This is a genomic window from Allobosea sp. GW821-FHT12C12 (assembly GCF_058807355.1).
Genome location: NZ_JBXAQP010000006.1, coordinates 233708 through 251935 on the forward strand (window position 1 = coordinate 233708; position 18228 = coordinate 251935).

An 18228-nucleotide genomic window follows, 5' to 3' on the forward strand; every position below is an offset into this window, starting at 1 on the left:
GCCTCCTGCATCCTGTCGGCGCTTGCGCCGCGCCCGCCCGCCCCCTAATCAGCCTCGCTCAGGACAACGCGATCCCGACGAGGCTTCCCATGGCGACCCACAAGCTCCTGCTGCTTCCAGGCGACGGCATCGGCCCCGAGGTGATGGGACAGGTCGAGACCATCGTCTCCTGGTTCGGCAGGCAGGGTGTCGCCTCCTTCGAGATCGAGAAGGGACTCGTCGGCGGCGCGGCCTATGACGCCCACAGGGCGGCGATCTCGGAAGGCGACATGAAGCTCGCCCAGGACGCCGACGCCGTGCTGTTCGGCGCGGTCGGCGGGCCGAAATGGGCCGACGTGCCCTACCAGCACCGCCCCGAGGCCGGGCTGCTGCGGCTGCGCAAGGATCTCGGCCTGTTCGCCAATCTGCGTCCCGCGATCTGCTATCCGGCGCTGGCCTCGGCCTCCTCGCTCAAGCCCGAGGTCGTCGAGGGGCTCGACATCCTGATCGTGCGCGAGCTCACCGGAGGCGTCTATTTCGGCGAGCCCAAGGAGATCGTCACGCTGGAGGACGGCTCCAGGCGCGGCATTGATACGCAGGTCTACACCACGCCCGAGATCGACCGGATCTGCTCGGTCGCCTTCGAGCTGGCGCGGACACGGCGCAACAAGGTCTCATCGGCGGAGAAGCACAACGTCATGAGGACCGGCGTGCTTTGGAAGCAGACGGTCACGGCCCTGCATGCGAAATCCTACGCCGATGTCGAGCTTGAGCATGTGCTCGCCGACAACTGCGCCATGCAGTTGGTGCGCTGGCCCAAGCAATACGACGTCATCGTCACCGACAACCTCTTCGGCGACATCCTATCGGACGTGGCGGCGATGCTGACCGGCTCGCTCGGCATGCTGCCCTCGGCCTCGCTCGGCGCGGAAGACGCGACCACCGGCAAGCGCAAGGCGCTCTACGAGCCCGTCCACGGCTCGGCCCCCGACATCGCGGGCCGGGGACTGGCGAACCCGATCGCGATGATCGGCTCCTTCGCCATGGCGCTGCGCTATTCCTTCGGGGCGATCGAGGCCGCCGACCGGCTGGAGGGCGCGATCGCCGACGTGCTGGGCTCCGGCACGCGCACCAAGGACATCGCGGGACCGGGCGCGAACGCCGTCTCGACCAGCGAGATGGGCGCGGCCATCGTCAAGGCGCTGGAGGCGAGGGGTTGACCCTCTCCCCCTCGTGATTTGCCCGTGACGGGCGCGCATGCACTAGACTTGCCTCCTCTGAAACGGAGCATGTCCGTCAAATGCTGATCAAGAATCGCCCTGGCTGGGAGATGTCCGAGAGCCAGGCCACGCCCGAAGCCGTCTATCTCGACCGCCGCGGCCTGCTCGCGGCCGGGGCCGGCGCGATCGCCAGCGCGGCGCTGCCGCGGATCGCGGCCGCCCAGGGCCCAGACCCGACGCTCGATCTCTATCCCGCCAGGAAGAACGGCGGCTTCGCGCTCGACCGCGCGGTGACCGACGAGGCGCTGGCGGCGAACTACAACAATTTCTACGAGTTCGGCACGTCCAAGGACGTCGTCGGCGCCTCGAAGAAACTCGCGACGCGGCCCTGGATGGTGACGATCGACGGCATGGTCGAGAAGCCGATGGAGATCGGCGTCGACGACCTGATCCGCAAGATGACGCTGGAGGAGCGGCTCTATCGCTTCCGCTGCGTCGAGACCTGGTCGATGGCCGTGCCCTGGACCGGCTTCACGGTGAAGTCGCTGGTCGAATTCGCCAAGCCCTTGGCGAGCGCGAAATATGTGAGATTCGAGACCTTCCTCAACCCGCGCGTGGCGCCGGCCCAATCGCAGCGCTGGTATCCCTGGCCCTATACCGAAGGGCTGACCATCGCGGAGGCGACCAACGACCTGCCGCTGATGGTCACCGGCATCTACGGCAAGCCGACCCCGACCCAGCATGGCGCGCCGCTGCGGCTGATCGTGCCGTGGAAATACGGCTTCAAATCGGTGAAGTCGATCACCAGGATCGCCTTCGTCGCCGAGCGGCCGAAGACCTTCTGGGAGGGGCTGCAGGCGCAGGAATACGGCTTCTGGGCCAATGTGAACCCGGAGGTCGCCCATCCGCGCTGGAGCCAGGCCAGCGAGCAGCTGCTGGGTTCGCGCGAGCGCCGTCCGACGCTGCTGTTCAACGGCTATGGCGAGCAGGTCGCCGGGCTCTACAAGGGGCTGGAGGGCGAGCGCCTCTACGTCTGAGCGGCTGCCGCGAGAACCGCCTCCGGCCAGGAATCGGGTTGTCCGCATGCGATCATGCGGAGGATAGTGCGGCCGCGGCTCGCTTTTGCCGCGGACTGGGCCGATCGCCGGAGGATGCCATGCCGCACTTCGCCCTCTTCGACACCGCGATCGGCGCCTGTGCGCTGGTCTGGGACGCCGGACGCATCATCGGCGCGCAACTGCCCGAGCGCGACGGGGAGGTCGCGCGGAGCAGGCTTGCGAAGCGCTTCCCGAGGCAGACGAGACGCCGCCGCCCGGCTTCATCGAGGTCGCCATCGCCGGGATCGTCGCGCTTCTGGACGGCGAGCGGCGCGATCTCTCGCATCTGCCGATCGCGCTCGACACCGTCCCGGAATTCAACCGCCGCGTCTATGAGGTCGCGCTGGCGATTCCGCCCGGCGAGACGCTGACCTATGGCGAGGTCGCCGCCCGCATCGGCGAGCCCGGAGCGGCCCGGGCCGTGGGCGTCGCTCTCGGCCGGAACCCCTTCGCGCCGATCGTGCCCTGCCACCGCGTGCTGGCGGCGGGCGGCAAGACCGGCGGCTTCTCGGCCGAGGGCGGCGTCGAGACCAAGCTCAGGATGCTGACGATCGAGAAGGCGCGGACGAGCGCCGAGCCCGGCCTGTTCGGGGCTCTGCCGCTGGAGACGCGGCGGCGGTAAGAGCTCGGCCGCGCCTTCACCCTCACCGTCATGCTCGCCCTTGTGGCGAGCATCCACGTCTTGGGCGTAGCGCTCGACAAAGCAAGACGTGGATGGTCGGGACAAGCCCGACCATGGCGGGGAAGGGCTCGCGCGCAAACCCGGCGCCTGCCGTCGCCAGAAAGAAAAAAAGGCCGACCCCCGAGGGAGCCGGCCTTGGAAGTTTGAAACATCCGGCGCACGCGCCAAACATCTCAGAGGGGAACGGCTGCAACGAACTCGACGCCGGGAGGAGATAGCGGAGCCGTTGCGAACAACCGTGACTGCTATGTGAGGCAGCACCTGCCTTTTTGCAATGCAGCATAGACGGTGACGGCCATGCGCCATGCGCATGTGAAATCGTGGATTGCGGCGAAACCCCATCTAGATCATTGAGAAACATGCGCCATCCGCAGGATCGCCGCCTCTGCGCCTGGCGCAGGACGGCGATGCGTTGCAATCGGGAGTTGAGCGCTCAATAGGTCCAGCGCTGCGCCTTCTGGATCAGGAAGTCGCGGAACACCTGCACGCGCGCGACGGACTTCATCTCCTCGGGATAGACCAGATAGCTCTCGAGCTGCGGCATCTCCGTCTCGCGCATCAACTGCACCAGCGGCGAGCCGGTCTCGATCAGGTAGTCCGGCAGCACCGCGATGCCGGCGCCCGAATCCACCGCCCGCTTCATCGCCGTGATGTTGTTCACGGTGAGGTGGATCGGACGCGGGTTGCGCTGGTCGCGTCCGAGCGTTCCGAGCCAGTGCACGGCCGTCAGATAGGACGGCGAGGTGCCTCCAAAAGAGAGGATGCGGTGGTTGTCGAGGTCATCGTAGGTCTTGGGTTCGCCGAAGCGCTTCACATAGGCCGGCGAGCCATAGACGTGGAAATGCACCGTGAAGAGCTTGCGCTGGATCAGGTCCGGCTGCTGCGGCTGGCGCAGGCGGATCGCGATGTCGGCCTCGCGCATCGAGAGGTCGAGTTCCTCGTCGGTGAGGATGAGATCGACCTTGATGTCGGGGTAGAGATCGAGGAACTCCGCCAGCCGCGGCGTCAGCCAGTGGCCGCCGAGGCCCCGCGTCGCCGTCACCTTGAGCTCGCCCGAAGGATGCTCGCGCGTCTCCGAAAGCTGGGCGCGCGTGCGCTCCAGCCGCTGCGTCATCTCGCGCGCGGCGCGCCAGAGCAGTTCGCCCTGTTCGGTGAGGATCAGCCCGCGCGTATGCCGATGGAACAGCGGCGCGCGCAGTTCGCGCTCCAGCGCCCCGATCTGCCGGCTCACCGCCGACTGGCTCAGGCCCAGAACGTCTCCCGCCTTGGTGAAGCTGCCGGACTCAGCGACGGTATAAAATATCCTGATGCGGTCCCAATCCACCGCGATCCCCCCTGTTATGCGTTTCACGCATGTTGGGGGACAAAATCCTTGCGCGTCAATGTCTGCATGAGATCAAGCCGCGTTTTTCGCACCGAATATGGTGACGTAATCCATCACATCTGGTGATGGATCGTCATATCCGAGCTATTCGGCCGCCTTCAATTGCCCCAGCTCGTTCGCCTGCAGCCAGCGCTCGGCGTCGAGCGCTGCCATGCAGCCCAGCCCTGCCGCCGTCACGGCCTGTCGGTAGTGCTCGTCGGTGACGTCGCCGGCCGCGAAGACGCCCGCGATATTGGTGTTGGTCGTGCCCGCCTCGACCGTGAGATAGCCCGATTCGTTCATCGCGAGTTGGCCGACGAAAAGCTCGGTCGCCGGCTTGTGGCCGATCGCGATGAAGACGCCGTCGGTCTTCAGCTTGCTCTCCGCGCCGGTCTTGAGGTTCCGCAGCCGCAGATGCGTGACGTTGGGCGGCTGCGTGCCGCCGCAAATCTCGGCGATCTCGCTGTCCCAGACCACGTCGATCTTCGGATGCCTGAACAGCCGGTCCTGCATCACCCGCTCGGCCCGCAGCGAGTCGCGGCGATGCACCAGCGTCACCTTGCTGGCGAGGTTGGCGAGATAGAGCGCCTCCTCGACGGCGGTATTGCCGCCGCCGACCACGACGACCTCCTTGTTGCGGAAGAAGAAGCCGTCGCAGGTGGCGCAGGCCGAGACGCCGAAACCCTGGAAGGCCTGCTCGGAGGGCAGGCCGAGCCATTTCGCCTGCGCGCCGGTCGCGATGATCAGCGCATCGCAGGAATAGGTCTCGCCGCCATCGCCCCAGAGGCGAAAGGGCCGCTGCGAGAGGTCGACCCTGGCGATGTGATCGGACACCATCCTCGTGCCCATATGCTCGGCCTGGGCGCGCATCTGCTCCATCAGCCAGGGGCCCTGGATCACGTCGGCGAAGCCCGGATAGTTCTCGACATCGGTGGTGATCATCAGTTGGCCGCCGGCCTGGAGGCCGGAGATCATCACCGGCTCCAGCATGGCGCGGGCGGCATAGATCGCGGCGGTGTAGCCGGCGGGGCCTGAGCCGACGATCATCACGCGGGCATGGGTGTGGGCCATGGAAGTCGTCCTTCTTGCGCGGCCTCGGCCACGTTCTCGATCAGTCAGATAAGCGCTGTTTCGTCGTGGGCCAATGCATGCAAATCAACCCTCCGTCATCCCGGACAAGCGGCGAAAGCCGCGCGGCTCCGGATCCATCGCAGGCCAAGACAGCGCCCTATGATGGATCCCGGCGCTCCGCTTCGCTGCGGCCGGGATGACGGCGCGGGTTCGACGGCGGTTCACCCCAGCCCGCGTTCCGCCCGGTGCCGCAGCCAGCCTTGCCTCACGGCGTCCGCGATCTCGGCCGTCGAGTCTAGCGGCTGATAGCGCGCGCCTTCAAGCCGGCCCTCGAAATGATGCACAGCCCCTTGCCGCTTCAGCGCCTCGAGGAACTTCGCCAGCTTGCCATGGCCGCCATGCGGCTCGAACACCAGGATCGGCGCGCCGGTCGCCGTCGCCTCGCCGATCATGTTGGTCGAATCGGCGGTCGCGACGATCGCGTCGGCATGGGCGAGCAGGGCGACATAGGGGTTCTCCCCTGCCCCGTCCCACCACCAGCCGCCATGCCTGGCGAAGACCGCCGCGACCGCGGCATCCAGTTCCGGCGAGGTGCGTCGCGAGCGCGAGCCCATCAGCGCGACGCCGGAGCCCGCGAGCTGGTCGAGCAGGCCTGCGAAACGCGCTATGTCGTCCGGCCGGAAGCGGTAGTGCCGGCTGTCGCCGCCGGCCAGCACCGCCACGCGCGGCCTGGGCAGGGCCGCGATCGCCGGATGCGGCTGCGCCAGCGCCTGTTCAAGCCGCGAAGGCGAGAGCCCATGCGGCGAGGTCGTCGTGACCAGCACGTTCTCGCCGCGCAGCCGGTCGTGCTCCGCGACCCAGATCAGGTCGGCAGCGTTCGTCCCGATGCGCGGATCCTTCAGGAACACGGTGAAGCTGCGTCCGTTCGAGGCCTTCTTCAGCGCCCGCAGATAGGCCGCCGCGCGCCGGCCCGAGGCGACGGCGATATCGGGAAAGGGCGGCCTGAGCGGGCTGCCGGGGCGATCGGGCGCCTCGCGCGGATCGATCGGCCCGCGCGGCATCAGCAAGGCGAAGGGCGCGCGCGGCGCGATGCGCCTGATCTCCGGCTTGACGCCCAGACGCTCGGCGACGCCGAGGCACTGCACCTCGTCGCCGGCCTTGCCGTCGGTCAGCACCCAGATGGTCGGAAGCGGCGCGGCGGGCGCGTCTTCGGAGTGACTGGTCTCGGTGGGCAAGCAGGGCATCCTGTGAAGCGCGGCACGCGCCTTGTATCGCGCAGGCCCAGCGTCTAGACCAGCGCCACCTTCTATCGGGGCTCTCAGTGCGTTCAAAGCTCGACGATATCGATCTGGCGATCCTGCGCGAACTCCAGGCCGATGGGCGCATGACCAATGTCGAGCTGTCGAGCCGCGTCGGCATCTCGCCGCCGCCCTGCCTCAGGCGCGTGCGCGCGCTGGAGGAGGCCGGCCTGATCACCGGCTATCGCGCCCTGCTCGACGAGAAGAAGCTCGGCCTCGAGGTCGTCTGCTTCGCCTTCGTGCATCTGGCGAGCCAGGCCGAGGCCGACCTCGCCGCCTTCCAGTCCCGCATCCGCGCCTGGGACGCGGTGCGCGAATGCTGGACGCTGTCGGGCGACATCGACTTCATCCTGAAATGCGTCGCGCCCGACCTGAAGGCCTTTCAGGATTTCGTCGGCGACCTGACGGCGCTGCCGAATGTCCGCAATGTCCGCACCGCGCTGGCGCTCGACCGCGTCAAGGACGAAGCGATCGCGCCTCTCTGATCGGCGTCACCCGCCGAGATAGCGCCTGATCCAGAGTGCGTTGTTCTCGATCAGCGCGGCGACGCGGCGGTCGTCGACATCGGGCCGATACCACGCGCCGCCGGAATCCGAGCCTATATTGGACATGATCGGATAGCTCGCCAGCACCTCGCCGCGCGGGCCGAACAGCGTGTAGTCGCTGTCGAAACTGTCCATGCTCCCGCCGCCGCCGGTCGGCTTGCCGCCGCCGCTTCCGCCGGCCGAACTCGCGAGCCAGACGCCCTTGACCACGACATGCAGCGTCGGCCCGCCGCGCTGGATCAGCGGCGCCAGCGTAGAGGCGAGCTGGCGCTCCAGCGCGCGCTTGATCTCGACGGAGCGCTCGCCCCAGCCCTGCGCCGCGATCCGCGAGGTGTCGACCCGGATGGCGCCGATCGTGCGCGCCTGCGCGAGGGCGGGGCCGCATGCGGCGAAGGCGCAACCCGCGAGCGCGGAAAGGATGAAGGCGCGGCGCGTCGTCATGGCGAAATCTCCCTGAGCCCAGCAACGCATGTGGGGTCGCCGGGTTGCAGCGCCAAGATAAACGCTTTTCGGGGTCAGGCGACCCTGGATCGAGGGATCATCACAGCCCTCATCATCAGGAGCCGCGTAGCGGCGTCTCGAAGGATGAGGGCTGAAGAAAGACTGACCCTATCGTCAGCGGAAATCGACGCTGACGACCTCGTAGGACTTGCCGCCGCCCGGCGTGTTGACCTGCACGGAGTCGCCGACCTTCTTGCCGATCAGCGCGCGCGCGATCGGCGAGCCGATCGAGACCTTGCCGGACTTAACGTCAGATTCCGGCTCGCCGACGATCTGGTAGCTCTTCTCTTCCTCGGTATCGTCGTCGATCAGCTTTACCGTCGCGCCGAACTTGATCGTGTCGCCGCCGGCGAGCTTGGCGATGTCGATGATGTCGGCCCGGCCGATCAGCGATTCCAGCTCCTGGATGCGGCCTTCGTTGAGAGCCTGCGATTCCTTGGCGGCGTGATACTCGGCGTTCTCCGAGAGATCGCCATGCGCGCGCGCTTCCGCGATCGCCTGGATGATGCGCTGGCGCTGAACCTGCTGGCGGTCCTTCAGCTCGGCCTCGAGGGCGGCGAAGCCGCCCGCGGTCATGGGAACCTTTTCCATCGTCTCATCCCGGATTGCGAAAGCGATGAGCCGCCGGCCATGCTTGCGATGGCCTGCGCACTCCGCTTCCGATCGTTTTTGAACTGCGAGAGCGAACTTCCCGCGCGCCGTTTTGTTCAGGCGGCGCGCACGAAATAGGATTGCAGCGATCGTACCTCGAGATCGCCGCCGCAATAGGCCTTGATGCCTTCCGCCGCCGCGATCGCTCCAGCCAAGGTGGTATAATAGGGAACCTTGTGCAAGAGGGCCGTTCGGCGGAGCGAGCGCGAATCCTGGAGCGCCTGCGGCCCGTCGGTGGTGTTGAAGACGAGCTGGATTTCGCCGTTCTTGATCGCATCGACGACATGCGGCCGGCCTTCCAGGACCTTGTTGATCTTGTTGGCCGCGATGCCCTCCTCCTGCAGCAGGCGCAGCGTGCCGCCCGTCGCCAGCACGCGGAAGCCGAGATCGGCGAGGATGCGGATCGAGGCCACGATGCGCGGCTTGTCCTCGTCGCGCACCGAGACGAAGACGGTGCCCTTGACCGGCACCTTCGAGCCCGCGCCGAGCTGGCTCTTGGCGAAGGCGATGTCGAAGGAGCGGTCGAGTCCGATGACCTCGCCGGTCGAGCGCATTTCCGGCCCGAGCAGCACGTCGACGCCGGGGAAGCGCGCGAAGGGGAACACCGCCTCCTTGACGCCGACATGGCCGAGCGCCGCGGATTTCAGCCCGAAGCTCGCGAGGCTCTCGCCGGCCATGATCCGCGCCGCGATCTTGGCGATCGGCTCGCCGATCACCTTGGCGACGAAGGGCACGGTGCGCGAGGCGCGGGGATTGACCTCCAGGACGTAGATCACGCCGTTCTGGATGGCGTACTGCACGTTCATCAGCCCGCCGACGTCGAGCGCCAGCGCCATCGCCCTGGTCTGGCGCTCCAGCTCGGCGATGGTCGCCAGCGAGAGCGAGCGCGGGGGCAGCGAGCAGGCGGAATCGCCGGAATGGATGCCGGCCTCCTCGATATGCTCCATGATGCCGGCGATGAAGGCGTCCTTGCCGTCCGACAGGCAGTCGACATCGACCTCGATCGCGTCCGACAGATAGCGGTCGAACAGCAGCGGGTTCTTGCCCAGAACCATGTTGATCTGGCCGGTCTTGTCGTTGGGATACTTGGCCTTGACCTCGGACGGGATCAGGCTCGGCAGCGTGCCGAGCAGATAGTCCTCGAACATCGGCTCGTCGCGGATGATCGCCATGGCGCGGCCGCCGAGCACGTAGGACGGACGCACCACGAAGGGCAGGCCGAGCTCGCCGGCGATGATGCGGGCCTGCTCGACCGAATAGGCGATGCCGTTCTTGGGCTGCTTCAGGTGCAGCTTGTCGAGCAGCCGCTTGAAGCGGTCGCGGTCCTCGGCGAGGTCGATCATGTCGGGCGAGGTGCCCAGGATCGGGATGCCCGCCTCCTCCAGCGCGTTGGCGAGCTTCAGCGGCGTCTGCCCGCCGAACTGGACGATGACGCCATGCAGCGTGCCGTTCTGCTTCTCCGTGTCGAGGATCTCGAGCACGTCCTCGGCCGTCAGCGGCTCGAAATAGAGCCGGTCGGAGGTGTCGTAGTCGGTCGAGACGGTCTCGGGGTTGCAGTTGACCATGATGGTCTCGTAGCCGGCGTCGCGCAGCGCGTAGCAGGCGTGGCAGCAGCAATAGTCGAACTCGATGCCCTGGCCGATGCGGTTTGGGCCGCCGCCGAGGATGACGACCTTCTTCCTGTCCGAGGGATTGGCCTCGTCCGCCGCCGCGCCCATGAACGGCATGGCGTAGGTCGAGTACATATAGGCCGTTGGCGAGGCGAATTCGGCGGCGCAGGTGTCGATGCGCTTGTAGACCGGGCGCACGTCGAGCGAGCGCCGCAAAGCCTTGACCTCGGCCTCGGTCTTGCCCGAGACGGCCGCCAGCCGCTTGTCCGAAAAGCCCATCGCCTTGACCTGCCGGAAGGCGCCGGGCGTCCGCGGCAGGCCGAAGTTCCGGACCTTCTCCTCGGCGTCGACGATCCCGCGCATCTGCGCGAGGAACCAGGGGTCGATCCTGCAGCTCTCATGGATCTGCTCGTCGCTGAAGCCGAAGCGCATCGCCTGCGCCACCTGCAGGATGCGGTCGGGCGTCGGCGTCGAGAGCGCCGCCTTGATCGCATTCCGGTCGTCGCCCTGGCCCAGGCCTCCGACCTCGATCTCGTCGAGCCCGTCGAGCCCGGTCTCCAGCGAGCGCAGCGCCTTCTGCAGGCTCTCCTGGAAGGTGCGGCCGATCGCCATCGCCTCGCCGACCGACTTCATCGCCGTCGTCAGCGTCGGCTCGGAGCCGGGGAACTTCTCGAAGGCGAAGCGCGGGATCTTGGTGACGACGTAGTCGATCGTCGGCTCGAACGAGGCAGGCGTCGCGCCGCCGGTGATGTCGTTCTCGATCTCGTCGAGCGTGTAGCCGACGGCGAGACGCGCCGCGACCTTGGCGATCGGGAAACCGGTGGCTTTCGAGGCGAGCGCCGAGGAGCGCGAGACGCGAGGGTTCATCTCGATGACGATCATCCGGCCGGTCGCCGGGTCGACCGCGAACTGCACGTTCGAGCCGCCGGTCTCGACGCCGATCTCGCGCAGCACCGCCAGCGAGGCGTCGCGCATGATCTGGTATTCCTTGTCGGTCAGCGTCAGCGCCGGCGCGACGGTGATCGAATCGCCGGTATGGACGCCCATCGGATCGATGTTCTCGATCGAGCAGACGATGATGCAGTTGTCCTTCTTGTCGCGGACCACCTCCATCTCGTACTCTTTCCAGCCGAGCACGCTCTCCTCGATCAGCACCTCGCTCGTCGGCGAGGCGTCGATCCCGCGCTCGACGATGTCGATGAACTCGCCCTTGTTGTAGGCGATGCCGCCGCCGGTGCCGCCCATGGTGAAGGACGGACGGATGATCGCCGGCAGGCCGATGTCGTCCAGTGCATCGAGCGCCTGTCCAAGCGTCTTGATCTGATGCGAGCGCGGCGTGTCGAGCCCGATCCTGGTCATCGCGTCGCGGAAGAGCTCGCGGTCCTCTGCCTTGTCGATCGCCTCGGCGGTGGCGCCGATCATCTCGACGTCGAATTGCTCCAGCACGCTGATCTTGCTGCCGTCGGGCTGCGGAATCGACTTCCTGTTGAGCGAGAGCGCGCAGTTCAGCGCGGTCTGGCCGCCCATGGTCGGCAGCAGGGCGAAGCCGCCGGGCAGAACATGGCGCTCCTTCTCGATGATCTTGGCGACGACCTCGGGCGTGATCGGCTCGACATAGGTCGCGTCGGCCAGGTCGGGGTCGGTCATGATCGTCGCCGGGTTCGAGTTCACCAGGACGATGCGGTAGCCCTCGGCCTTCAGGGTCTTGCAGGCCTGTGTGCCGGAATAGTCGAACTCGCAGGCCTGGCCGATGATGATGGGGCCCGCGCCGATGATCAGGATGGTCTTGATGTCTGTGCGCTTGGGCATGGGTCCGGCCATGTGTTCGCAGGCGCGCGCAAGGCCTGTCCGATCGAGCGAGCGGGCCGGTGCGGGAGCCTGAATGAATGCTAGGCGCTCGCTATAGAGGGGAGCGCCGCCGGGGGAAAGCGGAAAGCGCGGGCGACCCATCCGGCGGTGGACAAGGCGGCGCGCTTGCGCCTTAAGCTCCCCGCCATGCCGGTCCCTCGCTACCCACGCCAGTCCCGCCAGCTCGCGGCCTATGTGCTCGCCGGCGGCATCACGGCCGTCGCCCATTACGCGACGCTGATCGGGCTGGTCGAGCTCGGCCGGATCGACCCCGTGCCCGCGACGCTGGCCGGATTCGTGCTCGGCGCGCTCGTCTCCTACGCGCTCAACCGCTGGCTGACATTCGAGGCCACCCGCAGCCACGCCGAGGCCGGCTGGCGCTTCGCCCTGATCGCGGCAGGGGGCTTCGTCCTCACCGGCATCCTGATGCACCTCTTCGTCGATCGCGCCGGCCTGCCCTATCTGCCGATGCAATTCGTCACCACGGGGATCGTGATGGTGTTCTCGTTCATGGGACATAAGTTCTTCAGCTTTGCGGACCGGACGGAATAACTGCCTAAGACAGCCTGCCGGCAGCATGCGCTTGCAAAGAATTCGTTTTTAGACGAATATCTCGCATGTTCGATGTGCGGCACTACCTGACGCGCGGTGGCGAGGATTTGATTGCCACTGGCTGCGCAAGCTCCGCGACATGCAGGCCAAGGCTGCGATCATTCGGCGATTGAACCGGCTGGAACACGGCAATTTCGGCGACTTCAAACCGCTGCGCGACGGAATGTATGAACTGCGTATCGATGCCGGCCCCGGCTACAGGGTCTATTACGCCCGCTCGGGCAAGACGGTGATGCTGCTGTGCGGCGGAACCAAACGAACCCAGGACGGTGATATCGAGCGAGCCTGCAACCACTGGCGCGACTGGCAAAGCCGCAGCGATTGAAAAGACGAGGACGATGAAAGACCGCAGTCATGACGACGCTATGGCCGAGCTGTTCCGGAGCGATCCCGCGATGGCGGCCGCCACGCTCGATGCGATCCTCGCGGACGGCGATCAGGGCGAGCTTCTGGTGACGCTTCGGCAGATGGCCAAGGGTTATGGCGGCGTGCCCGCCGTTGCAAAGGCCGCCGCGCTGAACCCGACACAGCTCTACAGAACACTGTCGGAGAAAGGTAACCCTGAGGTGCGCAGCCTGAACGCCATACTTCGGACAATGGGCCTGCGTCTCGCCGTGCAGCCGCTCGACGAGCACTTGCCATAGGTCTGAAGCGAGGACGTTCGGTCGACGGCCGGAACGATGAAAACCCGGGAAGCGGCTTGGCTCACCCCGCCGAAACGACTCAGGACAGTTCCTTTAAACCACCGGCCGTCTCGATCTGCGCATGATATCGAAGACGATCGCTCCTCCAGATGACAGGAGGCCGGTCGATCCCGACCTCCCGGAAGAGCGCGGTAAGCTTATCGGCCTCAGGGTGTTCCAAGGTCAGGCTCAGCAGCCGCGCGCCGAGATCAGCGATCGTCGTCATCACGCGTGCCTTGCCGCGCCGATCGATGACGGAGGGAGCCGCGCCATCGAGCGGCAGCGACCCATCCTCGGGGATTGAGAAGTCGAAGGTCGGCAGCGTGACCTTGCGACCGAAGATCGCCTCGCGCCCGCCGATGACGCCATCGATGTCGTCCGTTCTCGCGACCCAGCCACGAAGCCGTCGACCGTCATCCCAGTCCCGCCGGACCAGCCTCTGATCGCCGAGACCGAACCAGCGGGCGCGATCGGGACGATCGGCGTCCGGATCGAGCGCGACGATTTCCAGATAGGTCATGTCGCCGAGCTGCAGCAGGTGGTTATGCGTGCCCATGAAGGCGTGGCGCTGGCCGAACGGCACGTCCAAGTCCAGGCAAGCCCTGACATGCGCGACGCCTTCCATGAGAGTCGGCGCGATGACGGAGAGATGATCGAGCTTGAGCATGACTTCCCATAGGAACGGCAGGGCCTGCCGGCCATCGCGCGAAGAAGCTCAACCGCCCGGCGGCTTCACGCCGGCACACGCGCCCTAAACGCCATCCGCTGCGGATTATGCCCGAAATTCGACACGCGCTCGATCGCCTCGAACCCCGCCTGCGCGATCAGCGCGGTGACGCCCGCCGCCGTATGCGTCGAGAGCCCGTATTGCGCCCGCAGCTTGCGGTAGTCCGAAAACGCGGTCCGCACGAGGCCGGCCAGCGCCGCGCCTAGGAAGCCGCCGCGCCAGGCGAAGCCGAGCAGTTCCGAGGCGTCGCTCAAGGGACCGAGATCGGGCGGGATCACGTCGGCGAGGACAAGATGTCCGCCGGGCGTGAGCTTCGCCCGCCAGAGCGCGAGCAGCGCGGTCAGTTCGTCCGGCTTGAGATACTGGATCAGCGAATTGGCGACGACGAGATCGAGCGAGCCGTCCGGCAGCGCCTCGACCTCCTCCGGCGAGACCACGACGATTTTTTCCTCGCGTCCGAACATCGCGCGCAGCCTGTCGCGCACGGTCGGCGCGGCCTCGCAGAGATAGAGTTTCCTGCAAGCGGCGGCGACGCGGCCGGCCGAAAGCGCCTCGCCGCAGCCATGGTCGAGCACGACGGCGTCCGGCGACGGAATGTGGGCGACGATGTCCTTCGCGATCTGCAGGTAATGCAACGCCTTGTGGCGGTCGGACACGTAGATCGGGGTGTCGCCGTTCCAGAAATCGCGCCAGGACATCGCTTCGCCGTTCCAATTGCGCCCGTCGGGAGACGCATCGCAGCAGTAGTCCGGCGCGCGTCGGCTATGCAAGCCAAGCCCACGACATGATGTCAGAGCGGGGCGACGACCCGTTCGTTGTGGCGCGCGACGAACTCTTCGGCCGCCTTGCGAAAGTGCATCCAGGCGGCGGCGGACGCCGACACGGAATCGGTGCGCTGCGGCATCGGCACGCTGGCGGGATCCTCGACCGGCTTGTCCGGATCGATCCGCGCGGCGCGGCACAGGGCGCGTGCAATCCTGATGATCCGATCGTCGTCCATGGCGAGGCTCCGGCTTGGTCCGGCACAGGAACAGGATTCGGTGACGTTTGTTCCGGCGCGACCGGCCAAGGGCGACCATGGCACTCGCGCAACAACACGCACGCGCATGTGTTGGAATGTGTCTGGACATTTCCCTGTATGGCCGCCGCGCCTTAAGGTCGGCGTCATCGTCGGGGAATACGCATGCTGCTACTGCCCAAGCTCTTGAAACGCGCGATCCGCAAGGGCCGCCTCACCGTCATCGCGCCGGACGGCAAGCGCCATGTCTTCGGCCCGGGCCGCGAAAACCTGTTCTTCGCCGGCCAGCGCAAGACCGCCGGCGAGGTCACGATCCGTCTCAAGGACGACCGGATCGAGCGCGAGCTTTTCCTCAACCCGGAGCTGGCGCTGGCCGAGGGCTACATGGACGGCCGGATCGATTTCGAGGACGGTTCCTCGATCCACGATCTGCTGGAGCTGTTCTGGCTGCAGCGCTCGGAATTGCGCAAACACCCGCTCCAGAAGGCGATCCGCGCCATCCGCTTCCGCATACGGCGCTTCCGCATGCACAACCCGCTCGGCGCGGCCGGCAAGAAGGTCAAGCATCACTACGACATCCCGACCGATTTCTACCGGCTCTGGCTCGACGAGACGATGACCTATTCCTGCGCCTACTGGCACAGTCCCGAGGTCGGACTCGCCGCGGCGCAGCAGGCCAAGCTCAGGCATATCGCCGCGAAGCTGAAGATCGAGCCCGGCATGAGCGTGCTCGACATCGGTTCGGGCTGGGGCGAACTCGCGATCTACCTCGCCAGGGCCTGCGGCGCGAAGGTGACCGGCCTCAACGTCTCGCCCGACCAGATGGCGGCTGCCCGGAAGCGCGCCGAGGCGGCGGGCGTCGGTGACGCCGTCACCTTCGTCAACCGGGACTATCGCGAGCTGACCGGCAGCTTCGACCGCGTCGTCTCGGTCGGCATGATGGAGCATGTCGGCGTCGCGCATTACCTCGAATATTTCGGAAAGATCCGCGACCTGCTGACGCCGGACGGCATCGCGCTGGTCCATTGCATCGGCCGCGTCGGCCCGCCGGGCTTCACCGGCCCGTTCTTCGAGAAGTACATCTTTCCGGGCGGCTATGCCCCTGCCCTCTCCGAGGTCTTCGCGGCGGTCGAGCAGACGGGCCTGTGGTCGTCCGACTGCGAATTCTGGCGGCGGCACTATCACTGGACGCTGGCCGCCTGGCGCGAGCGCTTCATGGCGAGGCGCGAGGAGGTCGTCGCGATGATGGGCGAGCGCTTCGCCCGGATGTGGGAGTTCTACCTGTCTGCCTGCGAGATCTCCTTCGACATCGGCGGCGACATGGTCTTCCAGCTCCTGCTCGGCCCGCACAAGAGCGCCGTGCCGGTGGTGCGCGACTACATCGCGGAGGTCGAGGCCGCGCTCGAGGCGCGAGGGTTCTAGCGGCATCCGGCGACAGGGCCGTTGCAGGGCGGACGGTGCTCGACGCGCACTTGACGCTTCGTGAGCCAGCCCCAACCTACGGCCCATGACCCGCCGAAAACTCCTCTCCGTCCTTGGCCTCACCGCGCTCGCCACCTCGTCCGGCGTCGCCTGGGCCACGCTCTCGCGCTCCCGCAACCCGTATTATCAGGGGCCGGTGAGCGACCATTTCGACGGGTTGAGCTTCACCGACGGCCGGCCGGTGACCAAGGGACTGGTCGATATCTTGAAATGGCAGACCTCGAAGCGCGACCGCGAGACCTTTCCGGCGAGTTATCCAACGCCGCCGCGGGACAGGCCGCCGGCCCGCTTCGACGGCTTGCGCATCGTCCATCTCGGCCACGCCTCGTTCCTCTACCAGGTCGCCGGCCTCAACCTCCTGATCGACCCGGTCTATGCGCAGCGGGCGAGCCCGTTCTCCTTCGCCGGCCCCAAACGCGTGAACGCGCCGGGCGTCGCTTTCGAGGACCTGCCGCCGATCGACGCCGTGCTCGTCACCCACAACCATTACGACCATCTCGATCTCGAAACGCTGGCGCGGCTGCACCAGGCGCATAAGCCGCGCATGATCGTTCCGCTCGGCAACGACACCATCATCCGCGCCCGCATTCCCGATGCGCGGCTGGAGGCCCATGACTGGAAGGACCGCGTCGTCCTGTCCGACAAGGTGACCACGACGCTCGTCCCGAGCTATCACTGGTCGGCGCGCGGCGCCTTCGACAGGCGCATGGCGCTGTGGTGCTCCTTCATCGTCGAGTCAGGCGGCACGAAAATCTTCCATGTCGGCGACACCGGCTACCATGACGGCTCGCTCTATGACCGGCTCGGCGCCGAGTACGGCCCGTTCCGGCTCGCCGTGCTGCCGATCGGCGCCTATGAGCCGCGCTGGTTCATGGCGGACAACCACATGAACCCGGAAGAGGCGGTCAAGGTCATGCGCTCGCTCAGGGCCGAGCGCGCCATCGGCCATCACTGGGGAACCTTTCAACTCACCGACGAAGGCATCGAGCGCCCGCTGGAGGCGCTGAAGGCCGCGCTGGCCGAGGCGAAGCTGCCGGAAGAGCGCTTCACCCCGATGCGGCCGGGGCTGAGCTGGACGGCCTGACGCCTGTCCCTATTTCGGCTGGACGTAGACGTTGATCTCGAGATTGGGATCGGCCGGGTCCCGGAGGTCGTTCACATACTCCTCGAGAAAGGCGTCCTTGGCGACGATGTTCTTGGCCTCGAGATAGGCGGTGATCGTCTCATAGGTCGAATCGATGTCGTCATAGGGCGCGTTGTGGACGAAGCGCAGCGACGGCCCGGCCGGCGACTGGCCGGCGCGCACGCCGTTGCCGAGCGGCGGCTGCGCCGCGCCGCCGGGCGCGCGATCGACCGGCAGCATCGCCTCGAACTTGAAGCCGTTGTCGTCGGTCTCGACGAACAGCGTCAGCGGCCGGCCCGAGACGGCGAGGCCGCCGCGCGCGGCCTCGTCGCGCAGGATGCGGAAACTCGCCGAGAGCTTCTCGAACCCCTGGTCCCAACTCGATTGGCCCGACAGCGTCAGCACCGGCTTGGGAACGAGCAGGATCTGGTCGACGTCGCTCGCGTCGCCGGGGCGGCCGGCGAGCGTGGCGTTGGGATTGGGCGCGCCGGTCTGCTGCTGGGGCGGGACCGGCGGCAGCGGCTGGCCGGGCGGCGGCAAGGTCGGCGGCGGCTGCATGGGCTGCGGCTCGATGGGACCGGGCAGGCTCGGCGCGGGCTGCACCGGCTGCGGCGTCACCGGGCCGGGCAGCGCCGGCGCAGGCTGCACCGGCGTCGGGCCTGGCTGCGGCTCGGGCACCGCGGCGGGCGGAGGCGGCGGCGCTTGCGCAGGCGTGACG

Annotated in this window: 17 protein-coding genes and 2 pseudogenes; 9 read left to right on the plus strand and 10 right to left on the minus strand. The window is 67.1% G+C overall.

Going from position 1 to position 18228, the window contains the following annotated elements; genetic code table 11:
* Positions 1-89: 89 nt before the first annotated feature.
* The 3 genes and pseudogenes from leuB to AC1RRW_RS11475 all read left to right on the plus strand — a co-directional run bounded on the left by leuB (position 90) and on the right by AC1RRW_RS11475 (position 2918).
* Positions 90-1199 carry a 3-isopropylmalate dehydrogenase gene (leuB, locus tag AC1RRW_RS11465; RefSeq protein WP_492900878.1) on the plus strand — a complete coding sequence of 370 codons (1110 nt, stop codon included), beginning with the start codon at positions 90-92 and terminating at the stop codon, positions 1197-1199.
* Positions 1200-1279: 80 nt separating this feature from the next.
* On the plus strand, positions 1280-2236 hold the full coding sequence (gene msrP / locus AC1RRW_RS11470) for a protein-methionine-sulfoxide reductase catalytic subunit MsrP (protein ID WP_492900879.1): 957 nt from the start codon (positions 1280-1282) through the stop codon (positions 2234-2236).
* Between the two features lie 119 nt (positions 2237-2355).
* A pseudogene (locus AC1RRW_RS11475) lies at positions 2356-2918 on the plus strand (methylated-DNA--[protein]-cysteine S-methyltransferase).
* A 493-nt stretch (positions 2919-3411) separates the two neighbouring features.
* On the opposite strand, the gene AC1RRW_RS11480 reads toward AC1RRW_RS11475, so the two are convergent.
* The 3 genes from AC1RRW_RS11480 to AC1RRW_RS11490 form a co-directional block, all read right to left on the minus strand.
* Complete coding sequence (locus AC1RRW_RS11480; protein WP_492900880.1) at positions 3412-4302, minus strand: LysR family transcriptional regulator; 891 nt, start codon at positions 4300-4302, stop codon at positions 3412-3414.
* A 144-nt stretch (positions 4303-4446) separates the two neighbouring features.
* Positions 4447-5412 carry a thioredoxin-disulfide reductase gene (trxB, locus tag AC1RRW_RS11485; protein WP_492900882.1) on the minus strand — a complete coding sequence of 322 codons (966 nt, stop codon included), beginning with the start codon at positions 5410-5412 and terminating at the stop codon, positions 4447-4449.
* Between the two features lie 221 nt (positions 5413-5633).
* Positions 5634-6656 carry a mitochondrial fission ELM1 family protein gene (locus AC1RRW_RS11490; protein WP_492900883.1) on the minus strand — a complete coding sequence of 341 codons (1023 nt, stop codon included), beginning with the start codon at positions 6654-6656 and terminating at the stop codon, positions 5634-5636.
* 77 nt (positions 6657-6733) lie between these two features.
* Between AC1RRW_RS11490 and AC1RRW_RS11495 the strand changes: the two genes are divergently transcribed.
* Positions 6734-7195, plus strand: a complete 462-nt coding sequence (locus AC1RRW_RS11495; RefSeq protein WP_492900884.1) for an Lrp/AsnC family transcriptional regulator — start codon at positions 6734-6736, stop codon at positions 7193-7195.
* 6 nt (positions 7196-7201) lie between these two features.
* Here AC1RRW_RS11495 and AC1RRW_RS11500 read toward each other — a convergent pair whose 3' ends face one another.
* The 3 genes from AC1RRW_RS11500 to carB all read right to left on the minus strand — a co-directional run bounded on the left by AC1RRW_RS11500 (position 7202) and on the right by carB (position 11826).
* Positions 7202-7696, minus strand: a complete 495-nt coding sequence (locus tag AC1RRW_RS11500; protein WP_492900885.1) for a hypothetical protein — start codon at positions 7694-7696, stop codon at positions 7202-7204.
* 174 nt (positions 7697-7870) lie between these two features.
* A complete protein-coding gene (gene greA, locus AC1RRW_RS11505; protein ID WP_492900886.1) occupies positions 7871-8347 on the minus strand; it encodes a transcription elongation factor GreA in 477 nt (158 codons plus the stop codon).
* Positions 8348-8463: 116 nt separating this feature from the next.
* Positions 8464-11826 (minus strand): carbamoyl-phosphate synthase large subunit, encoded by a 3363-nt coding sequence (gene carB / locus AC1RRW_RS11510; protein ID WP_492900887.1) that lies wholly within the window; start codon positions 11824-11826, stop codon positions 8464-8466.
* A gap of 186 nt (positions 11827-12012) precedes the next feature.
* On the opposite strand from carB, the gene AC1RRW_RS11515 reads away from it, so the two are divergent.
* From AC1RRW_RS11515 to AC1RRW_RS11525, 3 genes and pseudogenes are all read left to right on the plus strand, one after another.
* On the plus strand, positions 12013-12417 hold the full coding sequence (locus tag AC1RRW_RS11515) for a GtrA family protein (RefSeq protein ID WP_492900888.1): 405 nt from the start codon (positions 12013-12015) through the stop codon (positions 12415-12417).
* A gap of 65 nt (positions 12418-12482) precedes the next feature.
* Positions 12483-12802: pseudogene (locus tag AC1RRW_RS11520) on the plus strand (type II toxin-antitoxin system RelE/ParE family toxin).
* Between the two features lie 13 nt (positions 12803-12815).
* The gene (locus AC1RRW_RS11525) at positions 12816-13121 is read left to right on the plus strand and encodes a helix-turn-helix domain-containing transcriptional regulator (protein WP_492900889.1); all 306 of its coding nucleotides are present in this window, start codon (positions 12816-12818) and stop codon (positions 13119-13121) included.
* Positions 13122-13200: 79 nt separating this feature from the next.
* Here AC1RRW_RS11525 and AC1RRW_RS11530 read toward each other — a convergent pair whose 3' ends face one another.
* The 3 genes from AC1RRW_RS11530 to AC1RRW_RS11540 form a co-directional block, all read right to left on the minus strand.
* The gene (locus AC1RRW_RS11530; protein WP_492900890.1) at positions 13201-13827 is read right to left on the minus strand and encodes a VOC family protein; all 627 of its coding nucleotides are present in this window, start codon (positions 13825-13827) and stop codon (positions 13201-13203) included.
* 65 nt (positions 13828-13892) lie between these two features.
* Entirely contained in the window at positions 13893-14585 is a 693-nt protein-coding gene (locus AC1RRW_RS11535; protein WP_492900891.1) for a class I SAM-dependent methyltransferase, read from the minus strand.
* Between the two features lie 92 nt (positions 14586-14677).
* Positions 14678-14887: a hypothetical protein gene (locus AC1RRW_RS11540; RefSeq protein WP_492900892.1), complete on the minus strand. Its 210-nt coding sequence runs from the start codon at positions 14885-14887 to the stop codon at positions 14678-14680.
* Between the two features lie 183 nt (positions 14888-15070).
* Here AC1RRW_RS11540 and AC1RRW_RS11545 point away from each other — a divergent pair, with 183 nt between their 5' ends.
* The gene (locus AC1RRW_RS11545; RefSeq protein ID WP_492900893.1) at positions 15071-16327 is read left to right on the plus strand and encodes a class I SAM-dependent methyltransferase; all 1257 of its coding nucleotides are present in this window, start codon (positions 15071-15073) and stop codon (positions 16325-16327) included.
* 85 nt (positions 16328-16412) lie between these two features.
* Positions 16413-17471 (plus strand): MBL fold metallo-hydrolase, encoded by a 1059-nt coding sequence (locus AC1RRW_RS11550; protein WP_492900894.1) that lies wholly within the window; start codon positions 16413-16415, stop codon positions 17469-17471.
* A 9-nt stretch (positions 17472-17480) separates the two neighbouring features.
* Here the strand turns inward: AC1RRW_RS11550 and AC1RRW_RS11555 are convergent.
* Positions 17481-18228: GyrI-like domain-containing protein (locus AC1RRW_RS11555; RefSeq protein ID WP_492900895.1), on the minus strand; the 748-nt coding region annotated here is incomplete at its 5' end.